Genomic DNA, 25747 nt, shown 5'->3' with positions numbered 1-25747 from the left:
GGAAACCATGAAAAAAGTATATTTAATAATATTAATTCTTTTTGTTGCAGCCCCAGGATTTTCGCAACAGCTCCCTCAGTTTACGCAGTATATGTATAATACTATTTCGATAAATCCTGCGTATGCGGGAAGTCGGGATGCCTTCTCTATCATCGCTTTGCACAGAAGTCAGTGGGCCGATTTTGAAGGTGCGCCAGTAACTCAAACCTTATCTATCAATTCTCCTTTGAGCAATGACAAGGTTGGTTTGGGACTGTCGGTCATTAATGACAATGCCGGGTACGAAAATTATACTTATGCCTACGGGGATTTCTCCTACCGATTGGATCTAAGTGAAGATGTTACTCTTCGTTTGGGACTAAAGGCCGGAGCAAGTTATTACAATCTTGAAGAATCATTGTTCAATGAACCAAGTGTTGCCGATGATCCCTTTTTCCGGGATCGACTGAACCGCTGGTCGCCAAATTTCGGAGTAGGTTTTTATCTATCTTCCCAGAACTGGTATATAGGAGCTTCAGCACCTAAACTGATCAATAATGATAACAACAAGTTCAGCGAATATCTCGCTCTTGAACAGGTTCATTATTATCTAACCGGTGGCTACGTCTTTGATTTGAGCGACAACGTAAAGCTCAGGCCTACCACTATTTTGAAAGCCACTAAAGGTGCACCACTTTCTTTAGATCTTACCGCCACAGCAATTTTCAATGAAAAATTCTACCTGGGCGCATCCTACAGAATAAATGATGCCATTGGAGCCTTCCTGGATGTGGAACTTTTTGATGGCTTCAGAGCCGGTTATGCCTACGAATATCCAATTTCTGATATTCGACCATACACCTCCGGATCTCATGAAGTATTACTGATCTACGAAATAAGGTTTAAAAACACCAGGTACAAATCACCTCGATTCTTCTAATATAAAGCCTGTTTATTATGAAAAAATTCTACTATCTAATCATATTTCTGCTTCTTTCCACCAGTATGGTGGAGGCCCAGAGTGGCAAACAGAAAAGAGCTGATAAACTTTACAACGAGTTTGCCTATCTAAAAGCAGCAGACCTATATAAAGAATTAATCGCCGACGATTATCATGTATCTGAAAACAGTAAAAAACTGGGAGATACTTATATGATGCTCAGAAGTCCGGAAAATGCCGTGCATTATTATGGAGATGTAATCAATGAAGAAAACCTCGACCCTGAATATTATTACCGATATGCCCAGGCACTCAGAGGTGTAAAAAGATACGACGAATCACGCCAGTGGCTTCAGAAATATCTCAATAGCGGGAAAGATTCTGAAGAAGTTGAGAAAATGATCGATAAAAAAGATTATAAGGCTAAGGTGACTTATACACTGCAACCTGCAAATTTCAATTCAGGTGTGAGCGATTTTGGCGTGTTTGTAAAAGGTGATAAAGTCTACTTTGTCTCTGCACGTGCCGATGCCAATGTTAAAGAAAAAACCTATAGTTGGAATGGTGAACCCTTCCTTGATGTATATGTCATGGATAAAAATACAGGTGAGATCAAACCTGTTCCCGGAGATATTAATACCAAATTGCACGATGGTCCTGTTACTATCTCTCCCGACGGAAAAACCATGTATTTCACCAGGAATAACTACATTAATAATAAAGAAGGGAAACCCAACAAAAATAATAAGCAAAAAACCAATAATCTGAAGATCTATTCGGCCACCCTGAACGGCAATGAATGGACAAATGTAAAAGAACTTCCATTTGATTCCAATGATTATTCGGTGGGTCATCCAACCCTCTCTCCCGACGGAAAAACACTTTATTTCACTTCAGATATGCCTGGAGGAATGGGTGGAACCGACATCTACAAAGTGAGCATTGAAGAAAACAACAGTTTTGGAACTCCTCAAAATCTTGGAGAGCCTGTAAACACTTCTCATGATGAAACCTTTCCTTATATGGATGCAGATGGTACCCTGTACTTTTCTTCAAATGGACATGCGGGATTGGGTTTATTCGATATTTTTAAAATTGATATGGAAAATGGAAATGAAGTGGAAAACCTTGGAGAGAGCATCAACAGCAATATGGATGATTTCGCCTATTTTCAGGTACCCGATTCAAAAGAAGGTTATGTTTCCAGTAACCGCGAAGGAGGGAGTGATAATATTTTCGTCTTCAATAAACTCAATCCGTTAGTTTTAAAAGGAACTGTTACCGATGCAGTTAATGACAAACCTGTCGCTGATGCCACGGTAAGAGTAATGAATGATGACAACGAACAAATCGCTTTTCTTCAAACCGATCCTTCCGGAAAATATCAAACTGAGATCACCCGTGGAATCGTTTATCCTATCGAGGCAAAACAAATAGAATATGAAACTTTTACAGGAAAAGTAGATGCTAAAAATGCAAATGATAAAGATGAAATAGTTTATAATATTCAGTTGAACCCAGTAAAAGATGTAGAATATTTAGCTGAAATCGATAATATTTACTTCGATTTTGATAAATCTAATATTCGTCCCGATGCGGCAAAAGAACTGGACAAATTGGTTGAGCTAATGAAAAATGAATATCCTGATCTAGTAATTGCCATTGGCTCACATGCCGATAGAAGAGGTACCGATGAATATAACCAGAAGTTATCTGAAAGACGGGCTAAATCTACTTACGATTATCTTGTTGCTCACGGCATTGATCCTTCAAGAATAAAAGATTATAAAGGTTACGGCGAGAGCAAACCTGCAATTGAGTGTGATCGCTGCACAGAAAAAGAATACCAGTTAAACAGAAGATCTATGTTCCATGTGGTTAAAATGGAATAATATCTAACTAACCGAATGAAAGAGGCGATTGATTTATTGAATTCCCCCTATTATCGCGGAATTTTCCGAAAACAATAAATCGATCCGCCTCTTTCTGTTATAAAAATCCTACTCTCGATATTCGGGGTTTTCAAAGTAAAAGTAAAAATCGACCCCAACAGATCGATGGAAAGAAAAAGGTTCAGCCTCTAGCCTGGACCTTTTTCGATATTCCGCTACTTCATTTTTTCCCTTTTTTGGCATAGTTACTGCTAATATTTAAGCGGCTACATTATTGTAGCTTAAAATTTGCTCCAAAAAAACCTGAAAATGAAGAAGATATTTGCATTACTTTCTCTTTTTGCGCTTTTTACTGCCTGCCAAAAAGAAGAGATTGAAAAAACTAATCTTAACGGCAGTAATAGCAGTAATACATCAACAGGAAATAATTTAGAAGAAAGCGTGGATTACCAGGTAAAGGATTTTGTCTGGACCGGCCTCAATAAGTTTTATTTGTATAAAGAGGATGTTTCAGAATTAACCGATAATTTCTTTTCTGATAATTCTGAAAGAAAGGACTTCTACGAATCCTACAACTCACCCGAAAATATGTTTAATGGCCTGCTGTCTAATAGTGATCAATTCAGTTTTATTATTGATGATTACAACAAGCTGGAAGAAATGTTCGACGGAATTAGCGGTTCTACTGGAATTAAATACGGATTTGGGAAAATAAGCGGTACCAACAATTATTTCGGCTTTATTGAATATATCCTTCCCGGAACTTCAGCTGAAAAAGCCGGGCTGGAAAGAGGTAGTGTTTTTACAGAAGTTAATGGACAAAAATTAACCAAAACCAATTTGCAGGACCTCCTGAGTTCATCGTCAATTACCATAAACGTGGGAAAGATTGTTGACGGAACAATTCAAATGACCAATCGGGAAGTGACGCTTACCGATACCCGATATACTGAGGATCCAATTTATATGGCAAAAACCTTTAAAGAAGGAAATCATACCATAGGTTATCTAATGTACAACAGCTTTATTGATAATTTTGATGAGGAACTAAATACTACCTTCGGAGATTTTAAAGCTCAGGGTGTTACAGACCTGGTTTTGGACCTGCGGTATAATGGAGGTGGATCTGTAGAAACTGCGATCGATCTTGCGAGTATGATCACCGGCCAGTTTGAAGATCAGGTTTTCATGAAGGAACAATGGAATAAAGATTTTCAGGAATATTTTGAGACTTACAAGCCCGCATCGATTATAAACCGTTTTGACACTGAAATCCGAACCGGGGAGAAAATAAATAGCCTTAATCTTGATAAAGTTTATGTATTGACTTCAAAAGGAACAGCTTCGGCAAGTGAGCTTGTAATAAATGGTCTTGAGCCGTATATTGATGTAATACAGATAGGTGATGCCACCCGCGGAAAATTTCAGGCTTCGGTTACGCTTTATGATAGTCCTGATTTTTTAAAGGAAAATTCCAATCTTAATTCGGAGCATACTTATGCCTTACAACCGCTTGTGTTTAAAAGCCTTAATGCTGACGGAAAAACAGATTATGCTGAAGGATTACAGCCGGATATTGAATATATTGAAGATCTGGAGAATATGGGAACTTTAGGAAACACTTCAGAACCTATGCTTCAACTGGCGATAAATGCCATTACGGGAGGTACCGCAAAAAGCAGGGCTTCTGTAATTAGAAATTCCAATAAAGAGAAGATCGAGATCATTGGCCAGGGTAATATGAATGAATTAAATTACCAGAGAATGTATATCAAAAAAGTACCCAGCATTCAATAAGGCTACAAAGATAAAAAGCTAAAAGGCCCACAATTCCGTAGTATCAGGATTGTGGGCTTTCTGCTTTATATTAGTTTACAGCCCAAAATATTTTCTACCAGCACCAGCAGGAGCAGGAGTTTAAGAATAGGTAAAACATTTAGTTTAAAATTATCTTTAAGGAATGTGAAGAAGTTCTAAATCTGATTACCAGAAATTTCCCGGCAGGGGTAAATCAAAACTTTAGCTTAAAATTAACCCCATAAAAAAAAGGGCCAGCCTCTAGCCTGGACCCTTTTCTTCGATTTGGGGGGAAAACAAAACTTGCGGTTTACTTTTTTATAAATATATTGGTGAAATAATTCTTTCCTTCAGCATCCTGCCTTACCGAAATTCCGAAATGGGTAAGGTTTCCTTCAATATTATGCCTGTGCTCGGCACTCTTTAACCATGCATTTACAACAGCATCAGCAGTACGATAGCCATAAGCAACATTTTCACTAACTGTTTTTGCTCCTAGTTCATTCATAAGATAAGAAGCACGCTGTGCAAAATTATCATGGCTCGGAGTTCCCTGATCGATCATATATTCATCGTGCATTTCAGCTTCAATAGAAATATCGTTTATAGACTGGAGCTCATTAAGACCTTTGGCCTTTCTGTAAACATTTATTTGTTCCAGAATATCCACTTCAATCTCAGAATAATCATAATTGATTTTTCTGGTGGCCACCTGGTCATAAGGTGTAACCTCGTCTTGAAGACTCTCTTTAGAACATGATGTAAGTAATATCGTACACATCATTAACATAAAACCTGTTAAAGTAATTTTTCTCATAGGTACACATGTTAGATTCAGGGAAGATAAAAGTACACATATATTCGATTAAATACATAGCTAGGCTAAAGAAATTCTAATTATCACCTATTTTTTAACATTTCTTGTAGGAATTTACGGCCGAATACTGGAAATCAGGTGTTTAGAAGCATAAAAATCATTGTGGTATTTCAACGGTAATTTCTTTACCGTCATCGGCTAAAACTACATTCTGGAAAATAGTTTGGGCTTCGTTTAGAAAGAGTTCAATATTTGAATAGCGGGTGGAATAATGGCCCAGGATCAGCAATTTAACTTCCGCTTCTTTAGCTATTGCTGCTGCCTGGCGGGCGGTAGAATGTTTAGTGGGAAAAGCCAGATCCTGTTGTTCCTCCAAAAAAGTAGATTCATGATAAAGAGCAGTGCAATTTTTAATTAAAGGTACAATGGAAGGGTCATAAACGGTATCGCTGCAGAAGGCGTAGGATTTTGGAGGCGGTGGATCGGCGGTTAGTACACGATTTGGAATTTTTTCCCCATCTTCTGAAATTACATCTTTTCCTTTTTTTATGCTTTTATAGAGGGAGACATCAATATTATATTTCACGGCTTCATTGATAAGCAATTTTCTGTCGCCGGGTTTCTCAGAGAAAAGGAAACCATTGGTGTAGATCCTGTGCTTTAACGGAATGGTTTTAACCTGTACCTTTTCATTTTCAAAAAGCAATTCAGGTTCCTTAGAAGATAATTCGTGAAAGATAAGCGGATAATTAGTCCAGGAATTGGCTAATTTCATCTGAAGGGTAATTACTTCCTTTATGCCCTTCGGTCCATAAATATGAAGTTCTTTTTCCCGGTTTAGCAGCCGAAAAGTGGAAATTAGGCCTACAAGCCCGAAAAAATGATCCCCGTGTAAGTGAGAAATAAAAATGTGCCTGATCTTGGAAAATTTTACTTTATTCTTCCTGAGTTGTACCTGGGTTCCTTCCCCGCAATCTATTAGAAAAAGATGATTCTTTATTTCAAGAACCTGAGAAGTAGGATTGGTAAAACTTCGGGGAGTAGCTGCATAACATCCAAGAACTGTAATTTTCATTCAAAGGTTTTTTTCAAAGGCTTGATCAGAAACCCAAATCTCTCTGTATTTCGTCCATTTGTATAAGGTCTTCGGCTTCCTGTAAAGTAGGGACCACAACCAGCTCTTCAGGTAAATCATCGATCCCCAGTGAATCATTTACAATTACAAAACTTTTATTCCTGTTTCGATGGGTGTCGGAAGCTTCTAAAAATCCAAGTAAATCCCGGGTATGCAGATTTTTATTCGCGGAAAGATCTATAACCACATTCTCACCCGAATAATCCTTCTCTTTTTGTGTCACTTCAGATATAAAACCGGTAAGATCTTCAGCCTCCTCCTTTTTAATAAGGAGAAAATTATCTTTTTCTGAACTTTTCATAGCAAAAATATTACTGCTAAAGTTAACAAAAAGTATTGGCTAAACGAAACTACTATTGTTTGATCTTAGAAGCAAGAAGGTAAATTACTGCCATTCTTACCGCCACTCCATTTTGAACCTGATCAAGAATAATGGCATTTTCTGCATCAGCGACATCGCTGGTAAGCTCCACTCCCCTGTTAATTGGTCCGGGGTGCATGATAATGATCTCTTTATTAAGAGATTCCAGAAGTTTTTTATTCAGGCCGAATTGCTTAACATACTCCCTTGTGCTGGGAAAATAGCTAATATCCATTCGTTCATTCTGAACCCTTAGCATATTGGCAACATCACACCATTCCAACGCTTCCCTGAAATTGGCAATAACCTTTACTCCCAGAGATTCAATATGTTTTGGCATAAGTGTCGCGGGGCCGCAAACCCTAACTTCAGCTCCCTGCATTTGCAGGGCAAAAATATTTGAAAGGGCCACCCTGCTATGCAGAATATCACCCACTATGACCACTTTTTTACCTTTTACCTCCCCCAGTCTTTCCCTTATCGAAAAAGAATCCAGAAGCGCCTGAGTAGGATGTTCATGGGCACCGTCTCCGGCATTGACAATACTGGCATTTACATGTTTAGAAAGAAAAATTCCGGCACCGGGATTTGGATGTCTCATCACCACCATATCTACTTTCATAGAAAGTATGTTATTGACGGTATCTATAAGCGTCTCCCCTTTTTTCACCGATGAAGACGCTGCCGAAAAATTGATCACATCTGCACTAAGCCTTTTTTCTGCGAGTTCAAAAGAAAGCCGCGTACGAGTACTGTTTTCAAAAAAAAGATTGGCAATGGTAATATCCCGCAGCGAAGGTACTTTTTTAATGGGCCGGTTAATGACTTCCTTAAAATGATCGGCTGTTTTAAAAATAAGATCAATATCCTCCTTCTTAAGATATTTGATCCCCAATAAGTGATTAACACTTAATTCGCTACTCATTTTTTTCTATTTTGGAATAAGATAAACTGCATCTTCACCATCATTTTCTTTCCAGCTTACCTTTACTTTTTCTTCATTGATAGCATCAACCTGCCGGCCATTGTAATCTGGCTGAATGGGTAAATGCCTGCTGAACCTTCTGTCTATAAGACTTAGCAATTCTATTTCTTTTGGCCGCCCAAATGATTGAATTGCCGTTAAAGCGGCCCTTATACTTCTGCCGGTATACAAAACATCATCTATAAAAACCACGCTTTTTTCCTCAACTATAAAATCAATACGGGTTTTGTTAGCCTCCAGGGGTTTCTCGCCCCGCCTGAAGTCATCCCTGTAAAAAGTAATATCCAGCTGGCCCGATTTAATATCGTGCAGCCCGTATTCTTCCTGTAATATCTTCAGAATTCTTTCGGCAAGAAAAACTCCTCGTGGTTGGATCCCAATAATTACCGTATTTTCAAAACTGGTATGTCTTTCAACCAGCTGACAAGCCAAACGATGAAGTATGATATTGATTTCGTTGGAGTCTAGCAGGACTTTACGGCTCATATGTCTTTTTGTGAGTTGAAACAAAAGTAAGGTTTTTTTTAATTTCAGCTTCTTCTGAAGCTTACCAAAATATGCTCAAAAAAGAAGAGTTTATGAACAGGTTTTTAAAAGCTGGGAATATTTATTTTTGTGAAAACTGACTTATGAATATTCAAAGCCTTCATAATACTTCAATCATTCAGCTGAAGAATTGTTTTAACGCTTCTTTTGCCAATTATGCAGTTCCTTTAAAGTTAACTGGCGAACAGTTACAGCAGAAATTCAAAAATGATAATGTTGATCTGCGGTTTTCTTCCGGGGTGTTCGAAAATGAAGAATTAAAAGGATTTGTTTTCAAAGCCATCGATATTCAAAATGGCGGCAAAATGTGTTATAACAGCGGCACCGGTGTGCTTCCTGAATTTCGCGGTCAGGGATTAACTTCTAAAATGTATGAATTTCTTCTTCCGAAATTGAAAAAAGAAGCTGTGAAAAGCTGTATTTTGGAAGTAATCGATTCTAATATTCCCGCTATAAAAACCTATGAGAAGATCGGATTTAAAAAAGTACGGGAATTGATAAGTTTTAAAGGAATTCCTCAAATAAAGTTACCTGGCCCGGAAGGTATTAAAGTACAGGAGTCTGTTTTTGATTTAAAAGGTTTAGAAAAATTGAAAGATTTTGAAGCTTCCTGGCAAAATTCCGGGGCTGCTATCGAGCGATCCAAAGAAAACCTTTCCTTTTTAAGCCTGAAAAAAAACGATGAGATATTAGGATTTGCAGTTTTTAATCCTATTAATGGTCGGATTTCCCAATTTGGCATTCACCAGGACCACCGCCGTAAAGGTCTTGGCAAATTCCTATTCAAAAAAATAAGTCAACACCTGCAGGGCCCGGTTACCATCATTAATGTTGATAGCGAGCATACCGCAAGTATTGACTTTTTACAAAATATACAGCTTGATCCATTTTTAACTCAGTACGAGATGAAAATGGACCTTTAGCTATTCCTTTTCTTTTACCAGCCTAAAACCGGTGTATTTAGCAGGAGTTTTATTTTCATTGCTATAGGGATCTACAAAATCATAGGCGCTGAAATCATAAACCTTCAATTCATCCCCATCTTTGTAATATTCTGCAACATTTCCTCCAATATCGAAAATTTGTTTTTCAGAGATTTTTACTGGCAGATGGCTTCCTACAGGCTGTATAAGACTTGATTTTAATTCAGCTGTTTTCTTCTTTAGATCGTCTACATCCAGCTGGTTGAGCTCGTATCCGGCCCAGTAATTTAAATTGTTCTGACCTTTAAAATTCTTTTTGGCCAGTTTGGAAAGCTTTTCTGCTTCTTTTTTATTCGGAAGTCGGTAATTCGAACCTGTGGTTTCATTTAACCAGTTCAAATAATTCCCGATTTCCTCCTTGCTCAAGCCTGTTACCGGCTCGTTTGCATGAAGCACATCCAGTTCTCCTCCCTTAAATTGTTGATATTGCGCATTGGTAACTTCAAAACGCCCGATCGAGATAGTATCTTTTCCCAGTGAAACCATTTCAGGAGTTAATTTCCCGTTTTTCAGGCTGCCGTAATAGCCATTTTCATTCATATTCTTTTGAATGATAAGTTGCGCTGCCAGCGGACTTTCTTCTTTAAAAGCCTCATTTTTATTTTCCTCTTTCTCAAACAGGTATTTATCAATCCATGCGATCTCCTCTTTCATTTTCCGAAGCTGATGCGTCACTTTCTGCAATCCGTGTGGCTGTCCCGGAAACCATAAAAATTTCACCGGAGCCTGTCCTACCTGTTGTAAACCTCGATAGTATTCCCATCCCTGGTCACGTGGTACCGCACGATCTTCACTTCCGTGGAAAATGATTGTTGGAGTTTTAATTTTTTCGATCTCAAAAATCGGAGAATTTTCAACATACCATTGGTTATAGGTTTTTCCATTGGTATCATCCCAGGGAGCGCCGCCCATGTAACTCTGGTCAAAAGTAACCCCGAACTGGCAGGTCCCGTAATCGGAGGTCCAGTTAACGTCTCCTGCCCCCGGTGCCGCTACCTTGAACATATCAGGATACTGCAGCGTCATCCAGGTGGTAAGAATAGCGCCGTTTGACCAGCCTTTAATCCCCAGTTTATCCATGTCTATCATCCCCTTTTCGTTGAGAAAATCAATTCCTTTTTTAATGTCTTCCTGGTCGAGGATATAATAATTTCCGTTTTTAATAGATTCGATAAATTCGAGGCTATGAGATCCCGAACCGTGATAATTTGGCTTTAGCACAAAAGCGCCTTTATCGGTATAGATCTGCGGGAAATATGCCCAACTTTCTGACCATGAATCCTGGTCTACTCCTGTTGGCCCTCCATGAATTGAAACAATCAGCGGATATTTCTGATCTTTTTTATAGTTCTTCGGATAAAATAATATTCCGCTGATAGAATCATTGTTTGCGCCTTTCCAGTAAATAACTTCAGATTTTGCTATTGGCTTTTTCTTCAATTTATCATTCAGGGAAACAAATTCTTTAGTATTCTCAAGACCTACATTCCTACGGCCTTTTTTTAGATCGGTCACATAATATTCAGGTAATTTGGAAGCGGTGGAATAGGTATAAAGAAGTTTTTGTCCGTTTTCACCCATTTCGAGCAATTCAACATGTTTTGCCTTTTCGCCAAGGTCGAATTCACGCATTTTCCAGCTATCACCATCTTTTATATAAGCCGCGACCTTTTTTAAAGCGCCATTAGCCAATTGTGCGATCACATCGTCCCCCGAGATCATATAATTATATTCCAGGCCATTCTCCCAGTGAAGATCAACTTTTTTGTAATTATTAGAGGAAAGATCATAATAGTACAATTCTGAAATTCCGGCTCCCTCCCATTCCGGATTAGAAGATTTAGTAGCCAGGAAGAAAAATCCGTTAGAATTGGCTGTGAATTTGAAATTCCCCGGCGACTGAAGCCCTTTCAGAATTTGAGTTTCTTCGCCTGTAGAAAGATTTTTCAGAAAATAGGTAGGCTTAGGATTGCCGTCCACGCCAAAATCAGGACTCAGGGTGAGACGATAAATAAGATATTTGCCATCACGCGAAACTTCATAATCCGAAACCCTGTAATCATTATTGGTGATCCTTTTTATTTCCTCAGAATCAAGGTCATAAGAGTAGATCCTTTTAGGGTTCCAGTGCAGTGTATCTTCGATTATCTGCGTATTGTCCTTTTCATTTTTAATATCATAAAGACTTTTTCCTTCCGAAGAAACAAAGAAAAGGGTATGCTCATCTTTCCATTTAAAGTCACTGATGTCATTCTCAAATTCATGGACCTCTTCAGGTTCACCTCCGTAAAGGCTCAGCTTCCAAAGCTTTTTGCCTTCATCTCTTGAAGATGTGAAATAAATATTTTCATTGTTTTTTCCGAAAAGAGCATTTCCTTCGCTTTCCTTTCCGCGGGTTAGCTGAACGGTTCTGAATTTATCTTTTTTATCTTTATCGAGATACGTAAGATAAAGGTGATTTACAAATTTGTCTTCTTTTTCAAGAGATTCCTTTTTAGACCAGATCACCATTTTCGAGTCGTGAGAAAATAGCGGATTCCCTACATATTGGGTATTAATAATTTCTTTAGGTTCCCATTTTTGATCCTCCTGGGCATTTATTGAAGAAATCAAAAGCAGCCCTAAAAGGCAGAGTAAAGTTTTTTTCATAAGTGTATTCAGATTTTTTATAAATATAATAATATTGATGTTTAAGAAGCTAATTCCTTAACAAATTCAAGTGATTCAAGACATTTCCGGAAAGATTTTAAAAATTTACAAGGCTTTTAAACAATAAAAATAGTCACTTAAATATTTAGTAATTTTAAGGCGATCAATTCTTTAGCCTGACGTTCTTTACTTTTTTTTAATCACCTACAAAATGGATTTGAAAATTTTTGAGGTGTAATATTTATATATTTTATTTTTTTCTGAAGCTTTTCCTATGAAAAATATCCTCAGCTACTTTTTATTATTCTGCATTACAATTTGTAACGCCCAGAATTCCCCTTCATTTGAAGAGCTCCTGAAAGATGTATCTTCTATTGAAGGAAAGCAGGAGTATCTGAAATCCCCGTTCGTAACCGCCGGCAGAAGAACTTATATGGTAGGTTTCCAGGATGGATCGTTTCCCGAGATCGGCTGGCATATAAAAGGTGAAATGGGAGGCGTTTGGAATCATCCTATTAAATTATTTGATGGTTTTGCAGCTGAAATAATTTCGGAAAAAGATACAATCAGGCTGGATAAAGCCGACTCTTTTACAAATTATCCAATAGCCAGTAAGCAGAACTATAAATTTCCCGAAAAAGAAATTGAGGTAGAAAGATGGCAGTTCATACCCGATGAAAACCAGGGCTTTGTATTTCAGTATATCATTCACAATTACTCGAAAAAGGCAAAAAAACTTCATTTCAATTTAAAAGGATTTTCAGACCTGCGTCCTACCTGGCTCGGCGAACGAACGAATATGAACGACGGCCCGGACAAGGCAAATTTTAATACCAAAACGAACTATGTAGTTTTTCGAGATAGCCTAAATCCCTGGTTTGCCACGATGGGCAGTGATCAGAAACCTCGAGCTTACAAAGAAATTTCTTCGGCTTACGGGGGAAAAGGAACCGGATTTTTGCTTGATTTTGAGATCGAAATTCCTGCGAATCAGTCTGAAAAAATTAATTTTTTTGGCTCAGGATCCTACAAATCGGTGGCAGAAGCAAGTGAAAATTACCGTGATATCCGGAAAAATTTAATACAGGAAATTCTATCTAAAAAGGAGAAATATCAGGGATTAGCCGCACGTTCAAAACTGACAATACCCGATAAAAAAATCCAGCAGTTATTTGAGTGGCTCAAATACAATTCAGAATGGCTGGTCCAGGAAGTTCCGGAAATCGGTACGGGAATTACCGCGGGAATACCCGATTATCCATGGTGGTTTGGGGTAGATAGCGAATATGCGCTGAAAGGCTACATGGCCGTGGGTCAGGAAGAAGCCGTAAATAAAACAATCAGGCTGCTGGACAGCGTTTCTATGGCCGTAAATGGCAATGGCCGAATCATTCACGAAATGTCCACTAACGGAGCAGTATTCAATAAAGGGAATATCAATGAAACCCCGCAATTCGCCTCGCTGATCTGGGAAATTTATAAATGGAATGGTGACAAACACTTCCTTCAGAAATATTTCCCCACCATCAAAAAAGGCCTGGAATGGCTCCTGCAAGAAAATGATAAAAATGGCAATCTCTTTCCCGATGGCTTCGGAATGATGGAAATTCACGGCCTTGACAGCGAGATGATCGATGTGGCAGCCTATACGCAGCGCGCTTTTGCCGATGCCGCGAAAATTGCTGCAGAACTTGAGCAGGATTCTTTGAAAACTGAATATTCTCAACTGGCGGAAACTCTCAGGAAAAAGATCAATTCTCAATTCTGGAGTGAGGAATTCAATTCCTATGCCGATTTTATAGGAACCGATGAACAGGCATTGAAGCTAATTGATGATGCTATTGTTCGCGCCGACACGCTGAACAAACCATGGTCGGTTAAAGAACTGCGACAAATCAAAAAATATATTCAGGAAAATCCTTCCAGTGAACCTCGGCCTTTTGTATTACATCATAATTGGGTAGTGAATACCCCGATGGAAATGAAAATTGCCGATTCCGCCAAGGCAATAAAAGCACTCAAAACTGCCGAAATTTATACCAATCCGTTTGGTGTTTTTGTGACCGGTATAGACCGGGATGAATCTTCAGAAAATGGAGATGGAAGTTTTAAAGGCAGCAAAAGTTTCTCCTACACCGGTGCGGTGATGACGCTGCCTACCGGCGTACAGGCGGTCGCCGAGAATAATTATGGCCATCCCGACAAAGCACTGGAATATCTTAAAAAAATGAGCCGCTCCTTCAGTTATGCCTTTCCCGGCAGTATGTATGAAGTTTCACCCGATTATGGAATGATCACCCAGGCCTGGACGATCTACAGTTTCGCTATTCCCATTATTCAGCAGTTTTTTGGCATTCAGCCGATGGCTTCTGAAAAAACGATCAGCATCCGGCCACAGATGCCTTTAGAATGGGAAAATGCTTCCCTGGAAAATGTCAAGGTAGCCGGTAATTCTGTTTCGGTAATTTATTCAAAAGAAAATGGACAGCTTTCTTTAAAAATTGTTCAAACTCAGCCTGATTGGAAATTGAAGATCATTCTTCCAAAAGGATATTATGAGGTGAAAGGAAATCTGATTTCCGAAGAAAAAAATAAGAATATGACTTTTCAAATGAGCGGGAAAGAAATAGAAATCAAAGAAAAGCTTTAATACTTCCCAAAATTGCTTAAAAAAACAGGAGAAACCGTAACAAAAATTTCGGTTAAGCGTCTTTCTATTAAACACTCAACAACTATCAAAGTTTTACAAATGAAAAAACTGTTTTTAGCTATATTTTTTCTTAGTCTTGGATATATAGCGAAAGCTGAAGAAAAACAAATCACCACCTCAGACGGGGTAGATCTTTATGTGAAAGTTGAAGGAAAAGGCATTCCCTGCCTTTATATTCATGGCGGCCCCGGCTCCGGCAGCTATTGGTTCGAAAAATTCTTCGGTGATTTTATGGAAGATCATTTTACCGTGATCTATTTAGATCAGCGCGGGGTGGGCAGATCAGGCAGTCCGGAAAACGGTGATTACAGCATGGAGCGAATGGCCAAAGATTTTGAAGAAGTTAGAAAGGCCCTTGGTTATGACCAGTGGCTTACCCTTGGCCACTCTTTTGGCGGAATCCTTCAAATGGGCTACGCAGAATTATATCCTCAAGCTCAGAAGGGAATGATGATGATCGACTGTACTTTATACCTAAACGATAGCTTCTGCCAAAGCTGGGCGCCAAAAGCCTCTGAATTCCTGGGAGAAAAATACGTGGGCTGCGAAAATGATACACTTCCACTATTGGAAAGAATGGGAGACCTGGGAAATCGCCTTCGGGAAAAAGATCTTTTCTGGAAAATGGCCTACACTAAAAAAGAAAGCCAGGCAATTATGGATTCCACTTACCTGAAATTCGAGAAATGGAACTATGATTTCGGAAATGCTGCTCTTTCTCTGGATGATTACTGGAAGAATTATTTACCTGATACTAAAAATATCGAAATCCCGGTTCTATTCTTCCATGGAGCTCAGGATTTTATGGTAGGCCCCGATCATTATAAAAAAGTGCAATTTCCCCATATGCTATCTGTCGAATTTAATGGAGGTCATATCCCTTTCCAGGAAAATAAAGAAGATCTAAAAAAAGCCATTTTGGCTTATGTTCAGAAATTCCATTTTCAGGTATAAGAGTTAATCCCCTTATTAAGACAAAAAGCCTCCCAAACGTGGAGGTTTTTATTTTATAAAATATCAGGAAAATATTTCTTCTTTATAATTTGGGTATCATACCATAATCCTTAATTATATTTAATTAAACAATTCTTAAATAAAAAATACATTTTATTAAATTATTTTTAATAAAAACCCTCAAACACATATTTTTATATATATTTATTTAAATAAAAGCTGACCCAACCAGTTTTTTTTGATTAAAATAATGGTTTATAAAGGAAATTTATTTTTAAAATTACCTTTTTTTGAATCCCCAATCTGATAATAGTCAAAAATGATTATTACAAATTATGATTAAAGCTTAACCTATTTGTTATGGCTATACTTAAATTATATGTTATCGATGATGATGAAATCTTTCATTTCATGATAAAAAAAACTCTTTCATCATTAAACCAGGATTTACAGCTTGAAACATATAACAACGGCAAAAAAGCACTAAAGGCCCTTGAAAAAGATTGTCTCAATGAAAATACCCCAGATATCATCCTGCTGGATATAAATATGCCCATTATGGATGGGTGGGAGTTTTTAAAGATTTATGAACGCTTCAGTTCTAAGATTAAGAATGACATCTTCATTTATTTAATATCTTCTTCCAAAGATCCCGAGGATATTCACAAAGCCCAGGAAATCATGCACCTTGCAGGATATATCACCAAACCAATTAATAAGGAAGAATTAACCACAATCCTTAAAAAAACTCCAAAAGACTATTGGATGGTTTCTACCGCATAACGAAATTCACAGAAGCAAATTCAATTAAGACTATACCTAAATAATCTAAAACTACTTTAAGGATTAAAAAACCTTAAGGCTGAAAAAATTTAAGAACATTGTTGAAAAATACCCCCCAAAATGCATTTTATCAACTGATAAGTGAAGACATTTCAGCTTTTTATTTTCTTCAGGAAAATGCAAAAGACGGCATGTTTATCTATGACCCTGACGCTCCTGATAATCTGCAAATAGACCCTAAATTAAGCAAAACATTAGGCCTTGATTTTAATGAATTAACCAGGATCCGGAACTGGCAAAATCTTCTGACAAAGGAGGGTTTAGATAAGTTAAATTCTCTGATTGACTCAAAAAATCAGGAAATTAATAAGATGGAATTTCCGCTAAGGTTCAAACGTACCGATGGCACTGCTATTTCAATGATATGTCGTTTTAAAACTATCAGTGGAGAAGTTGGCAATCTTAAACTAATTGCTGCTCTAAAGAAAGTTAATAATAACGAGGTCGATTCAAATCCTGAACTGGTGAGATACCGCCATATCATTGAAGGGACAAATATTGGTTTATGGGAATGGAATATTCAAACCGGAGAAATGATTTTCCATGAACAGTGGGCTAAAGTTTTGGGTTACTGTCTGGCAGATTTAATGCCTACTACCACTGAAACATGGAAGGTACTCACCCATCCGGAAGATAACCTCAAAAGAAAGAAACTTTTACAAGAGCATTTTGCCGGAGCAAAGCCGTTTTATGAATGCGAATTACGAATGAAGCATAAAAATGGCCAGTGGATTTGGGTTGAAGATAAAGGAAAAGTAGTTTCCTGGACCGATGATGGACAACCGGAATGGATGACAGGATTTCACGAGGAGATTACCGAAACAAAGCAAAGACTTCATCTTAAAAAAACCTTTATAGACAATGCTCCTAGTTCTATTGCCATGTTTAATAAAAATATGAACTATATCGCAACCTCTCTTCAATGGGTTAAAAATTATGGCTTAGAAAAACTGGACGTGATTGGAAAAAACCATTATGAAATCTTTCCAGATCTCGATCAAAAATGGAAAGATATATTTCAAAAAAGTCTGAATGGAGAAATACTTAAAAAGGAAGCAGATCTTTTAACTTTAAAAGACGGCAGCAAAATATGGATTAACTGGGAAGTAAGGCCCTGGTATACCAGAGAGGAAGAAATAGCAGGTATTATTGTACGTACTGCGAATATTAGCCACATTAAAAAACTCGAACAGGTAGCAGAAGAAAAACAGATTTTTTTAGAAACGATTTTAGAGAGCATCGATGTTGGTATAATTTCCTGTGATGCAGAAGCAAAACTTACGATTTTCAATAATACGCTTCGCGATTGGTATGGAATTCCTGAAAGAGATATTCCTCAGTCGGAATATTCAAAATACTACGGACTTTATAAAGAAGATGGAATCACCCCGTTAAAGACAGAAGAAATTCCCCTGATTAAAGCTCTTCAAAATAAAACTGTAAAGAATGAGGTGGTGGTCATTAAACCCAGGAACAGTTCAGATAAAATTGTTTCGGTAACAGGTTCCCAGTTAAAAGATGATTCAGGAAATATAAAAGGTGCTGTAGTTGCGATACATGATATAACCGAACGTAAAAAAGTAGAAGAAAAGTTAATAGAAACCATAGCGAAAATGGAAGCCGTTCTCAATGCAACCACAAGCACAATGCTTATTGGTACGGACGTAAATGGTATTATTACATTCTTTAACAAAGGAGCGGAAAAACTACTGGGCTATAAAAAAGAAGAGGTTGTGAATATAATGAAACCAGAGGTTTTTCATCATAAAGAAGAATTACTGGAATTAGGCAGGAATTTATCACCAAATTCCAAGCCTCTTAAAGGCTTTGAAATATTTAAGGAACTGGTTCAAAGAGAACAGTCGGTTCGGGAATGGAACATGATTAAGAAAGATGATACCCGGTTTCCGGTACATTTAGTTATAACTTCTATAAAAGAAAAGGGTGGAATTGTAGGTTATTTAGGTGTTGGGATAGATATAAGCGAATTTAAAAAAGCTGAAAAAGAACTAAAGTCTATTGTGAAGATCACTAAAAATCAAAATGAACGCTTAAAGAATTTTGCACATATTGTTTCTCATAACCTAAGGTCCCATTCTGGAAATATTGAGATGCTTCTTCAATTATATCTTGAAGAAAACCCAGATGCTGCGAAGGATAGCATGATGATTCACCTAAATAAAGCAAGTGACAATTTAAATGAAACGATTGCTCATTTAAATGAAGTGGTAGTAATGAATACCAGTATCAAAGAAAGTCTCACTGAATTGAAACTTTCACAATACGTGAATCATGCAATTGAGAATAATAAAATTTTAGCTGAAAAAAATTCTATTAAAATTGAAAATAAAGTACCAAAAAATTTAAAAATCCTTGGAATACCGGCTTATCTGGACAGCATCCTGCTGAATCTTATTTCCAACTCTATTAAATACAGTTCACCAAAAAGGGCCGGTTTTATACAAATTCGAGCTACCCGGCTACCAGATTTTGTTCTCCTTGAAATTGAAGATAACGGACTGGGAATTGACCTTAAAAAATACAGAAGAAAACTCTTCGGAATGTATAAAACCTTTCACAGTAAAAAAGATGCACGAGGCATTGGACTTTTTATCACAAAAAATCAAATCGAAGCCATGGGAGGAAAAATAGATGTGGAAAGTAAATTAAACAAGGGTACCACCTTTAAAATTTATTTTAGAAATGAAAAAAATTGACCTTGCCTGTATTATTGATGACGATCCTGTTTTTGTGTTCGGAGCTCAGAAAATAATGGAACTCGGGAATATTTGCAAAAACTTTATGATTTTCTCTGATGGTGAGGAAGCTTTAAATGGTCTTAAAGCTATTATTTCTTCAAAAGAAGTACTTCCCGATTTCATTCTTCTTGATCTCAATATGTCAAAAATGGATGGCTGGGAGTTTTTAGATGAGTTCATAAAAATTCCCATTCATAATCAAATAACAATTTTTATTACTACCGGATCAACAGATCCAATTGATATTGCCAAAGCTAAAACTTATACTCAGGTAAGTAATTATATGGTAAAACCAATTAGTATAAAAAGCTTAAAAGAAAGAATCCTCAAAACAGATAATTAAAACTTCCTATAAAAGAATAAAGAAGATTTGAAAAAGGCCATTTTGGCTTATTGCCAGAAATTCCATTTTCAGGTATAGCCAAAATATACTTAATTAAAAAAGGCTGTTTGAAAATTTTTTTAAACAGCCTTTTATTTTAAAGAGACATTGCTTTTCCGTTCCCTAATTCTGAAACAGGTCCACAAGGAATATATTCTCCTGGAATGGGATCATACCACATCACGTTTTCTCCAATCTCTTCACTGTTTTTCCAGGCCCAGATCCCCAGCTCCCTTACCGTGGTGAGATAGGCAAAAGCGCCGGCATCGGGATCTATATGCATTTTAGATTGCTGCTTTTGCGCATCCTGGGTTTCAGTATTCTTTTTGATATACTGATCCTGCTCTGCAGGTGTAGCTTTCAAATATTTTTCAATTATCTGGTCAAATTCTTCATCAGATCCTTCGTTGTTACTTTTATTGAACTTGTTCTGGAAAGCTTCAGCAAAAGCATCTGCAGATTGTTTGAATTTATCCCGTCGGTCTAAATCAGCAACCTCATCCATATAAGAATCTATAAACTGTGCGATATTAAGATCAGAGGCTCCCGGTGTTTCGGTTTTTGGAATAATCACATCGAGTATTCTCTTTAGAGCAAAACCCTGCCCGGCAGTTAAAAATACCGGTTGCCAGTCATATTCAGGTTCATTTTTGCAACTTTGAAGTAAACTTAGAGTGGTAGGGCCTACTACAAGCATTCCTGCACCCAATCCTAAGTTTTTTAATGCTTCTCTCCTGTTCATAATTCTTTAATTAAGCGTTAGATTTTTTAAAGTTCTTTGATGCATGGTCTGCCGCGCGTGCGGTAAGAGCCATATAGGTCAGCGACGGATTAACACATGACGAAGAAGTCATACAGGCACCGTCGGTCACATAAACGTTTGGAACAGCATGTAGCTGGTTATTACCATTGAGAACAGAAGTTTTTGGATCTCTTCCCATTCTCGCGGTTCCCATCTCATGGATCCCAAGTCCGGGCGCTCCTAACTGATCATAAGAAGTGATATCTTTAAATCCTCCTTTTTCGAGCATGGCTACGGCCTGTTCGCGCATATCCTTTCTCATCTTCAGCTCATTTTCCTTGAACTCAGCATCGAAGGTGATGGTTGGTAATCCCCAATCATCCAGTTTATCATAGTCCAGGGTCATTTTATTTTCATGATGTGGAAGTGTTTCTCCAAATGCAATAAGACCCATAGTCCAGCCACCCGGTTCGGTAAGTTTTTCCTTAAGTTCTTTTCCATAACCTAATTCAGCAATGGTATCAGACCAGTTTCCACGACTTGCTCCACCCTGGTAACCATATCCTCTGATAAAATCAAGATTATCATTATTGCCGGGAAGATTTCGGAAACGAGGAAGATAGATGCCATTAGGTTTTCTTCCTTTATAATAGGAATCCTGGAAACCATCATATTTACCAGATGCACCTACGCGGAAATGATGATCCATAATATTATGGCCAAGTTCCCCGCTATCATTCCCCAATCCGTCGGGAAAACGATCAGATTTAGACTGCATCAAAATGCTTGTAGAAGCCATTGAAGAGGCACAAAGGAAAATCACATTGGCATAATATTCAAATTCTTCTTTAGTTTCAGTATCAATAACTTTTACACCTTTAGCCCTTTTGGTATCAGGATCATAAATAACCTCTGATACAATAGAGTAAGGACGAAGATCCATATTTCCAGTCTCACTTGCCGCAGGTAAGGTGGAAGCATTACTGCTAAAATAGCCTCCATAAGGACAACCTCTAATACACCTGTTTCTAAACTGGCATTTGGTTCTACCTTCAAATTTCTTATCTCCGGTTATATGAGCCACTCTTCCTGAAGTCATTACACGACCATTAAAATTATCGGCAATGCTTCCACGCAAATAGTCTTCTACACAATTCAGCTCCATGGGAGGCAGAAAATTTCCATCAGGCAATTGGCTTAGTCCTAATTTCTCACCACAAACACCAATAAAAGATTCTACTTTGCTATACCATGGCTCAATATCCTTATAGCGTATTGGCCAGTCTACAGCGATTCCATCCCTTTTATTCGCGGTAAAATCGAGATCGCTCCAGCGATAACTATGCCTTCCCCACATGATAGAACGTCCTCCTACATGATATCCACGCATCCAGTCAAAGCGTTTTTCTTCATTATATGGATGTTTGATATCATCTACAAACCAGTGACTACTGGGTGCAGTGATGGTATAACCTGTTCTGGCCTGCTTATATTTTCTTTTAACTTCTTCCCTAGGAAGTTGTCCTTTATATTTATAATCCCACGGATCATCATTCATAGTAGGGTAGTCTTTGACATGCTCTACCATTCGCCCTCTTTCAAGAACAAGAGTTTTAAACCCTTTCTCGCATAATTCCTTAGCAGCCCAGCCTCCGCTGATACCGGTTCCAACAACTATGGCGTCATAATTGTCTTTTTCATAATAATTGCTCACAATAATTTATTTTATAGATGAAAATACAGTTCGAAGTATGTCAAATATATAAATTTATGGTTATAATTTTACATTCTTGAAAAAAAGGCTACATTTAAAATTCATTAATTTTCGCAGTAATAGTAACCAATCACCTAATCTTAAAAATGAAATTTATTTCTGGAAAAACAACTTTAACACTGATAGTCAGTGTTTTATTTTTGAATTTTTCTTTGATCTCCTGTAAAGACAACAGGGAAGAAAAAAATTCAAAAAAAATTGAAAAAATAAGCTCAAATTCAGAAGATTCGCTTTTTTTTAAAATTTCCCTGGCCGAATGGTCTCTTCATGAACCCATTCAATCTGGAGAAATGGATCCCATGGACTTTGCCAAAAAAGCCAATGAGATGGGTTTTCCTGCCATTGAATATGTCACCAGTTTTTATGCCGGCAGAATTAAAGAAGCTGAAGACCCTAAAGCCGAAATGCAACAGGTTCTGGATACCCTCCTTGCAAATAGCAAAAAATATAATGTAAGAAACTGGTTGATGATGGTTGATGATGAAGGTGATCTTGCCGTACAGGATTCTGTGGTGAGAAACAAAGCGGTTGAAAATCATAAAAAATGGGTAGATGCGGCGAATTTCCTGGGATGCAGTGCCATTCGCGTAAATCTTTTTGGAGGCGACGAGCCGCAGGTTTGGAAAAATGCTTCTGCAGATGCCCTTAAAAAACTCTCTACCTATGCCAAAGATAAAAACATCAATATTTTGGTTGAAAACCATGGTTATTTATCTTCCAACGCCGATTTACTTGCTGAAGTTATGGAAAAGGTAAATATGGAGAATTGTGGAACGCTACCCGATTTTGGAAATTTCTGTTTAAAAAGAAAAGATAATGCCCGTTGGGATGCCGAATGTATTGAAGAATATCCGCGCTATGAAGGTGTTCGAAAAATGATGCCCTATGCCAAAGCAGTGAGTGCCAAATCTTATAGTTTCAATGATGAAGGCTGGGAAGAACTCATAGATTATAAAAAAATGCTTCAAATAATTAAAAATGCGGGTTATGATGATTATATAGGGATCGAATACGAAGGAACCGGTCTCACTCCCGAAGAAGGGATCATGAAAACCAAAAATGTATTAATTAAAGCCGCCAATCAATTAAATTAACCTTTACTACCAATGAAAAAATTAGTTAGATTTCAGCTTTCCCTAATGATGTTTCTAGAATTCTTTATCTGGGGGGGCTGGTTCGTAACCCTCGGGACCTTTCTTGATTACAATTTAGAGGCATCAGGAGCACAAATCGCCACCGCTTTTTCAACCCAATCATGGGGTGCCATTATCGCTCCTTTTATTATAGGCCTTATTGCCGATCGTTTTTTTAATGCCGAAAGAATCCTCGGGGTGCTTCATTTAATAGGAGCAGTTCTTATGTATTTAATGTATACAAGTACCGATTTTGGGGCATTTTACCCATTGGTACTCGGATATATGATCGCTTATATGCCTACGCTCGCCCTGGTAAATTCGGTGAGCTTCAACCAAATGGATGATCCCGCGAAAGAATTCTCTTTTATCCGCGTATTTGGTACCATAGGATGGATTGTCGCCGGACTCGTGATCAGCTACATTTTCTTTTGGGATTCTCCCGGAGCACGGGAAGATGGAATGCTGAAATATACATTCCTTATGGTAGGTATTGCTTCGGCTTTTCTTGGCCTTTTTAGCTTTACACTGCCCAAAACACCTCCGAAAGTCGATCGTTCTAAAAAAGTTAGTATCTCAGAAACGCTGGGCCTTGATGCTTTAAGTCTATTAAAAGAAAAGAATTTTCTCGTTTTCTTCCTGGCCTCTATTTTAATTTGTATTCCACTTGCCTTTTATTACCAGAATGCGAACCTTTTCCTTTCAGAAATAGGTGTGGAAAATCCAACAGGACTTATGACCATTGGCCAGGCTTCTGAAGTATTATTTATGTTGCTCCTTCCCTTTTTCTTTAAACGCTTCGGCTTTAAATTAACAATTATCGCAGGTATGCTGGCATGGACGGTTCGATATCTTTTATTCGCTTTTGGAGATACCGGAGAACTTATTTTTATGCTTATTATCGGTATAGCCCTGCACGGGCTTTGCTATGACTTTTTCTTTGTTGCCGGACAAATTTATACCGACTTCAAAGCCGGGGAAAAATTTAAAAGTTCAGCCCAGGGACTTATCACTTTAGCCACCTACGGTGTTGGAATGCTGATTGGTTTTTATGTAGCCGGGCTTATTAGTGATATTAACCTTCTGGGAGAGAAACTCCATAATTGGAAATCGATCTGGATTTTCCCTTCAGCTTTCGCTTTTGGAGTAATGATACTTTTTGCCCTGTTTTTTAGAGATGAGAAAATTGACAAAAAGAATATTGAAATTTAAAATCCTTTATTTATGAGTAAAATAAAACTTGGAATTCTTGGTGGCGGGGAAGATTCCCTTATAGGTATTCTTCACAGAGTGGCTGCTTCCATGTTTGACAGGTATGAAATTGTTGGCGGAGTATTTGATATTGAACATGCCAGGAGCTTGTCTTTTGGAGAAAAACTCCAGCTGGATTCCAAAAGAATATATCGTGATCTTGACCATTTGATCAAAGAAGAAGCCCAACTCCCTGAAAATGAGAGAATGCAGGTAATTTCAGTTCTTACACCTAATTTTCTTCATTTTCCCATGGCCAAACAGCTTCTGGAGAATGGCTACAATGTAATTTGCGAAAAACCTCTCACCACGACTTATGAAGAAGCAAAAATTCTTCAGAAGACGCAGGAGAAATCAGGAAGTATTTTCGGCGTTACCTATACTTATACAGGATATCCCATGGTACGCCAAATGAAGACCATGATCTCTAATGGAGAAATAGGGGAAATACAAAAAGTAGATGTGCAGTATTACCAGGGATGGATCAATCCGCTGATACATGATAAAGAAAAAAGATCCAATACGTGGCGATTAGATCCTGAAAAATCGGGTATTAGCTGCTGTATTGGAGATATTGGTACACACGCTTTCAATATGGCCGAATATGTTACCGGCATGCGAATTAGTTCAATTCTTGCCGATCTTAATTACCTCTACGAAGACAATCCTATGGATATTGACGGCACGGTACTTCTGCGTTTTTCAGAAAAAGTAAAAGGTGTGATCCGCGCCAGCCAGATCGCCACCGGAGAAGAAAATAATTTTACGGTTAAGATCTACGGAAATAAGGGCGCGTTAAAATGGGAACAGGAAAATCCCAATTACCTGTATCTTTTAAAGGAAGATCAGCCTTTACAGGTCTTAAAACCGGGTCATAGCTATAATAGTGATTTTTCGCTTGAAGGCACAAAGCTTCCTCCGGGACATCCTGAAGGCATCTTCGATTCCATGGGAAATATTTACCTTGGAATTGCCAATGCCATAGAGAAGAATACGAAATTTGAGGGAGCCTTCCCTCCTCTGGCCGAAGGATTACGCGGAATGAGCTTTATTGAAAAAACCGTTGCCTCTCATAAAAAAGGAAATGTTTGGATAAAAATGAACGACAAATAAAT

General features: G+C 37.8%; 20 protein-coding genes. 12 read left to right on the top strand and 8 right to left on the bottom strand.

Annotation, left to right across the window (positions count from 1 at the left end; translation table 11 throughout):
• Nucleotides 1-7 precede the first annotated feature (7 nt).
• The 3 genes from C7S20_RS13175 to C7S20_RS13165 all read left to right on the top strand — a co-directional run bounded on the left by C7S20_RS13175 (nt 8) and on the right by C7S20_RS13165 (nt 4608).
• Nucleotides 8-919 (top strand): PorP/SprF family type IX secretion system membrane protein, encoded by a 912-nt coding sequence (locus C7S20_RS13175; RefSeq protein WP_107012905.1) that lies wholly within the window; start codon nt 8-10, stop codon nt 917-919.
• A 17-nt stretch (nt 920-936) separates the two neighbouring features.
• The gene (locus tag C7S20_RS13170) at nt 937-2811 is read left to right on the top strand and encodes an OmpA family protein (RefSeq protein ID WP_107012904.1); all 1875 of its coding nucleotides are present in this window, start codon (nt 937-939) and stop codon (nt 2809-2811) included.
• Between the two features lie 309 nt (nt 2812-3120).
• Nucleotides 3121-4608 (top strand): S41 family peptidase, encoded by a 1488-nt coding sequence (locus C7S20_RS13165; protein WP_107012903.1) that lies wholly within the window; start codon nt 3121-3123, stop codon nt 4606-4608.
• 310 nt (nt 4609-4918) lie between these two features.
• Here C7S20_RS13165 and C7S20_RS13160 read toward each other — a convergent pair whose 3' ends face one another.
• From C7S20_RS13160 to pyrR, 5 genes are all read right to left on the bottom strand, one after another.
• Nucleotides 4919-5425 (bottom strand): CAP domain-containing protein, encoded by a 507-nt coding sequence (locus tag C7S20_RS13160; RefSeq protein WP_107012902.1) that lies wholly within the window; start codon nt 5423-5425, stop codon nt 4919-4921.
• Between the two features lie 157 nt (nt 5426-5582).
• Nucleotides 5583-6500, bottom strand: a complete 918-nt coding sequence (locus C7S20_RS13155; RefSeq protein ID WP_107012901.1) for a ribonuclease Z — start codon at nt 6498-6500, stop codon at nt 5583-5585.
• A 25-nt stretch (nt 6501-6525) separates the two neighbouring features.
• Nucleotides 6526-6861, bottom strand: coding sequence for a ribonuclease Z (locus C7S20_RS13150; RefSeq protein ID WP_107012900.1), 336 nt, complete (start codon nt 6859-6861; stop codon nt 6526-6528).
• Nucleotides 6862-6913: 52 nt separating this feature from the next.
• Entirely contained in the window at nt 6914-7846 is a 933-nt protein-coding gene (locus tag C7S20_RS13145; protein ID WP_107012899.1) for an aspartate carbamoyltransferase catalytic subunit, read from the bottom strand.
• 6 nt (nt 7847-7852) lie between these two features.
• Nucleotides 7853-8392 carry a bifunctional pyr operon transcriptional regulator/uracil phosphoribosyltransferase PyrR gene (gene pyrR, locus C7S20_RS13140; RefSeq protein WP_107012898.1) on the bottom strand — a complete coding sequence of 180 codons (540 nt, stop codon included), beginning with the start codon at nt 8390-8392 and terminating at the stop codon, nt 7853-7855.
• Between the two features lie 143 nt (nt 8393-8535).
• On the opposite strand from pyrR, the gene C7S20_RS13135 reads away from it, so the two are divergent.
• Nucleotides 8536-9375: a GNAT family N-acetyltransferase gene (locus tag C7S20_RS13135; RefSeq protein WP_107012897.1), complete on the top strand. Its 840-nt coding sequence runs from the start codon at nt 8536-8538 to the stop codon at nt 9373-9375.
• On the opposite strand, the gene C7S20_RS13130 is transcribed toward C7S20_RS13135, so the two are convergent.
• Nucleotides 9376-12084, bottom strand: coding sequence for a S9 family peptidase (locus C7S20_RS13130; RefSeq protein ID WP_107012896.1), 2709 nt, complete (start codon nt 12082-12084; stop codon nt 9376-9378).
• A gap of 274 nt (nt 12085-12358) precedes the next feature.
• Between C7S20_RS13130 and C7S20_RS13125 the strand changes: the two genes are divergently transcribed.
• The 5 genes from C7S20_RS13125 to C7S20_RS13105 all read left to right on the top strand — a co-directional run bounded on the left by C7S20_RS13125 (nt 12359) and on the right by C7S20_RS13105 (nt 19693).
• On the top strand, nt 12359-14734 hold the full coding sequence (locus tag C7S20_RS13125) for an alpha-L-rhamnosidase-related protein (protein ID WP_107012895.1): 2376 nt from the start codon (nt 12359-12361) through the stop codon (nt 14732-14734).
• Between the two features lie 99 nt (nt 14735-14833).
• Nucleotides 14834-15748 (top strand): alpha/beta fold hydrolase, encoded by a 915-nt coding sequence (locus C7S20_RS13120; RefSeq protein WP_159039935.1) that lies wholly within the window; start codon nt 14834-14836, stop codon nt 15746-15748.
• Nucleotides 15749-16108: 360 nt separating this feature from the next.
• Nucleotides 16109-16531, top strand: coding sequence for a response regulator (locus C7S20_RS13115; protein WP_107012893.1), 423 nt, complete (start codon nt 16109-16111; stop codon nt 16529-16531).
• Nucleotides 16532-16629: 98 nt separating this feature from the next.
• Nucleotides 16630-19308: a PAS domain S-box protein gene (locus tag C7S20_RS13110; RefSeq protein ID WP_107012892.1), complete on the top strand. Its 2679-nt coding sequence runs from the start codon at nt 16630-16632 to the stop codon at nt 19306-19308.
• Complete coding sequence (locus C7S20_RS13105; RefSeq protein WP_107012891.1) at nt 19295-19693, top strand: response regulator; 399 nt, start codon at nt 19295-19297, stop codon at nt 19691-19693. The genes C7S20_RS13110 and C7S20_RS13105 overlap by 14 nt, the downstream gene beginning before the upstream one ends.
• A 136-nt stretch (nt 19694-19829) precedes the next feature.
• Here the strand turns inward: C7S20_RS13105 and C7S20_RS13100 are convergent, their stop codons facing one another.
• Together C7S20_RS13100 and C7S20_RS13095 are read right to left on the bottom strand one after the other, a co-directional pair.
• Complete coding sequence (locus C7S20_RS13100) at nt 19830-20474, bottom strand: gluconate 2-dehydrogenase subunit 3 family protein (protein WP_107012890.1); 645 nt, start codon at nt 20472-20474, stop codon at nt 19830-19832.
• 10 nt (nt 20475-20484) lie between these two features.
• Entirely contained in the window at nt 20485-22188 is a 1704-nt protein-coding gene (locus tag C7S20_RS13095; protein WP_107012889.1) for a GMC oxidoreductase, read from the bottom strand.
• Between the two features lie 146 nt (nt 22189-22334).
• Between C7S20_RS13095 and C7S20_RS13090 the strand changes: the two genes are divergently transcribed.
• The 3 genes from C7S20_RS13090 to C7S20_RS13080 are packed head-to-tail and all read left to right on the top strand — an operon-like array spanning nt 22335 to nt 25745.
• Nucleotides 22335-23342, top strand: coding sequence for a sugar phosphate isomerase/epimerase family protein (locus C7S20_RS13090; protein ID WP_107012888.1), 1008 nt, complete (start codon nt 22335-22337; stop codon nt 23340-23342).
• A gap of 12 nt (nt 23343-23354) precedes the next feature.
• Entirely contained in the window at nt 23355-24593 is a 1239-nt protein-coding gene (locus C7S20_RS13085; RefSeq protein ID WP_107012887.1) for an MFS transporter, read from the top strand.
• 12 nt (nt 24594-24605) lie between these two features.
• The gene (locus C7S20_RS13080; RefSeq protein WP_107012886.1) at nt 24606-25745 is read left to right on the top strand and encodes a Gfo/Idh/MocA family protein; all 1140 of its coding nucleotides are present in this window, start codon (nt 24606-24608) and stop codon (nt 25743-25745) included.
• The last annotated feature ends 2 nt before the right edge of the window (nt 25746-25747 follow it).

Source organism: Christiangramia fulva (genome assembly GCF_003024155.1).
Classification (GTDB): domain Bacteria; phylum Bacteroidota; class Bacteroidia; order Flavobacteriales; family Flavobacteriaceae; genus Christiangramia; species Christiangramia fulva.
Note: the sequence above shows the minus strand (reverse complement) of the source record. Positions and strands in the feature narration are given on the sequence as shown.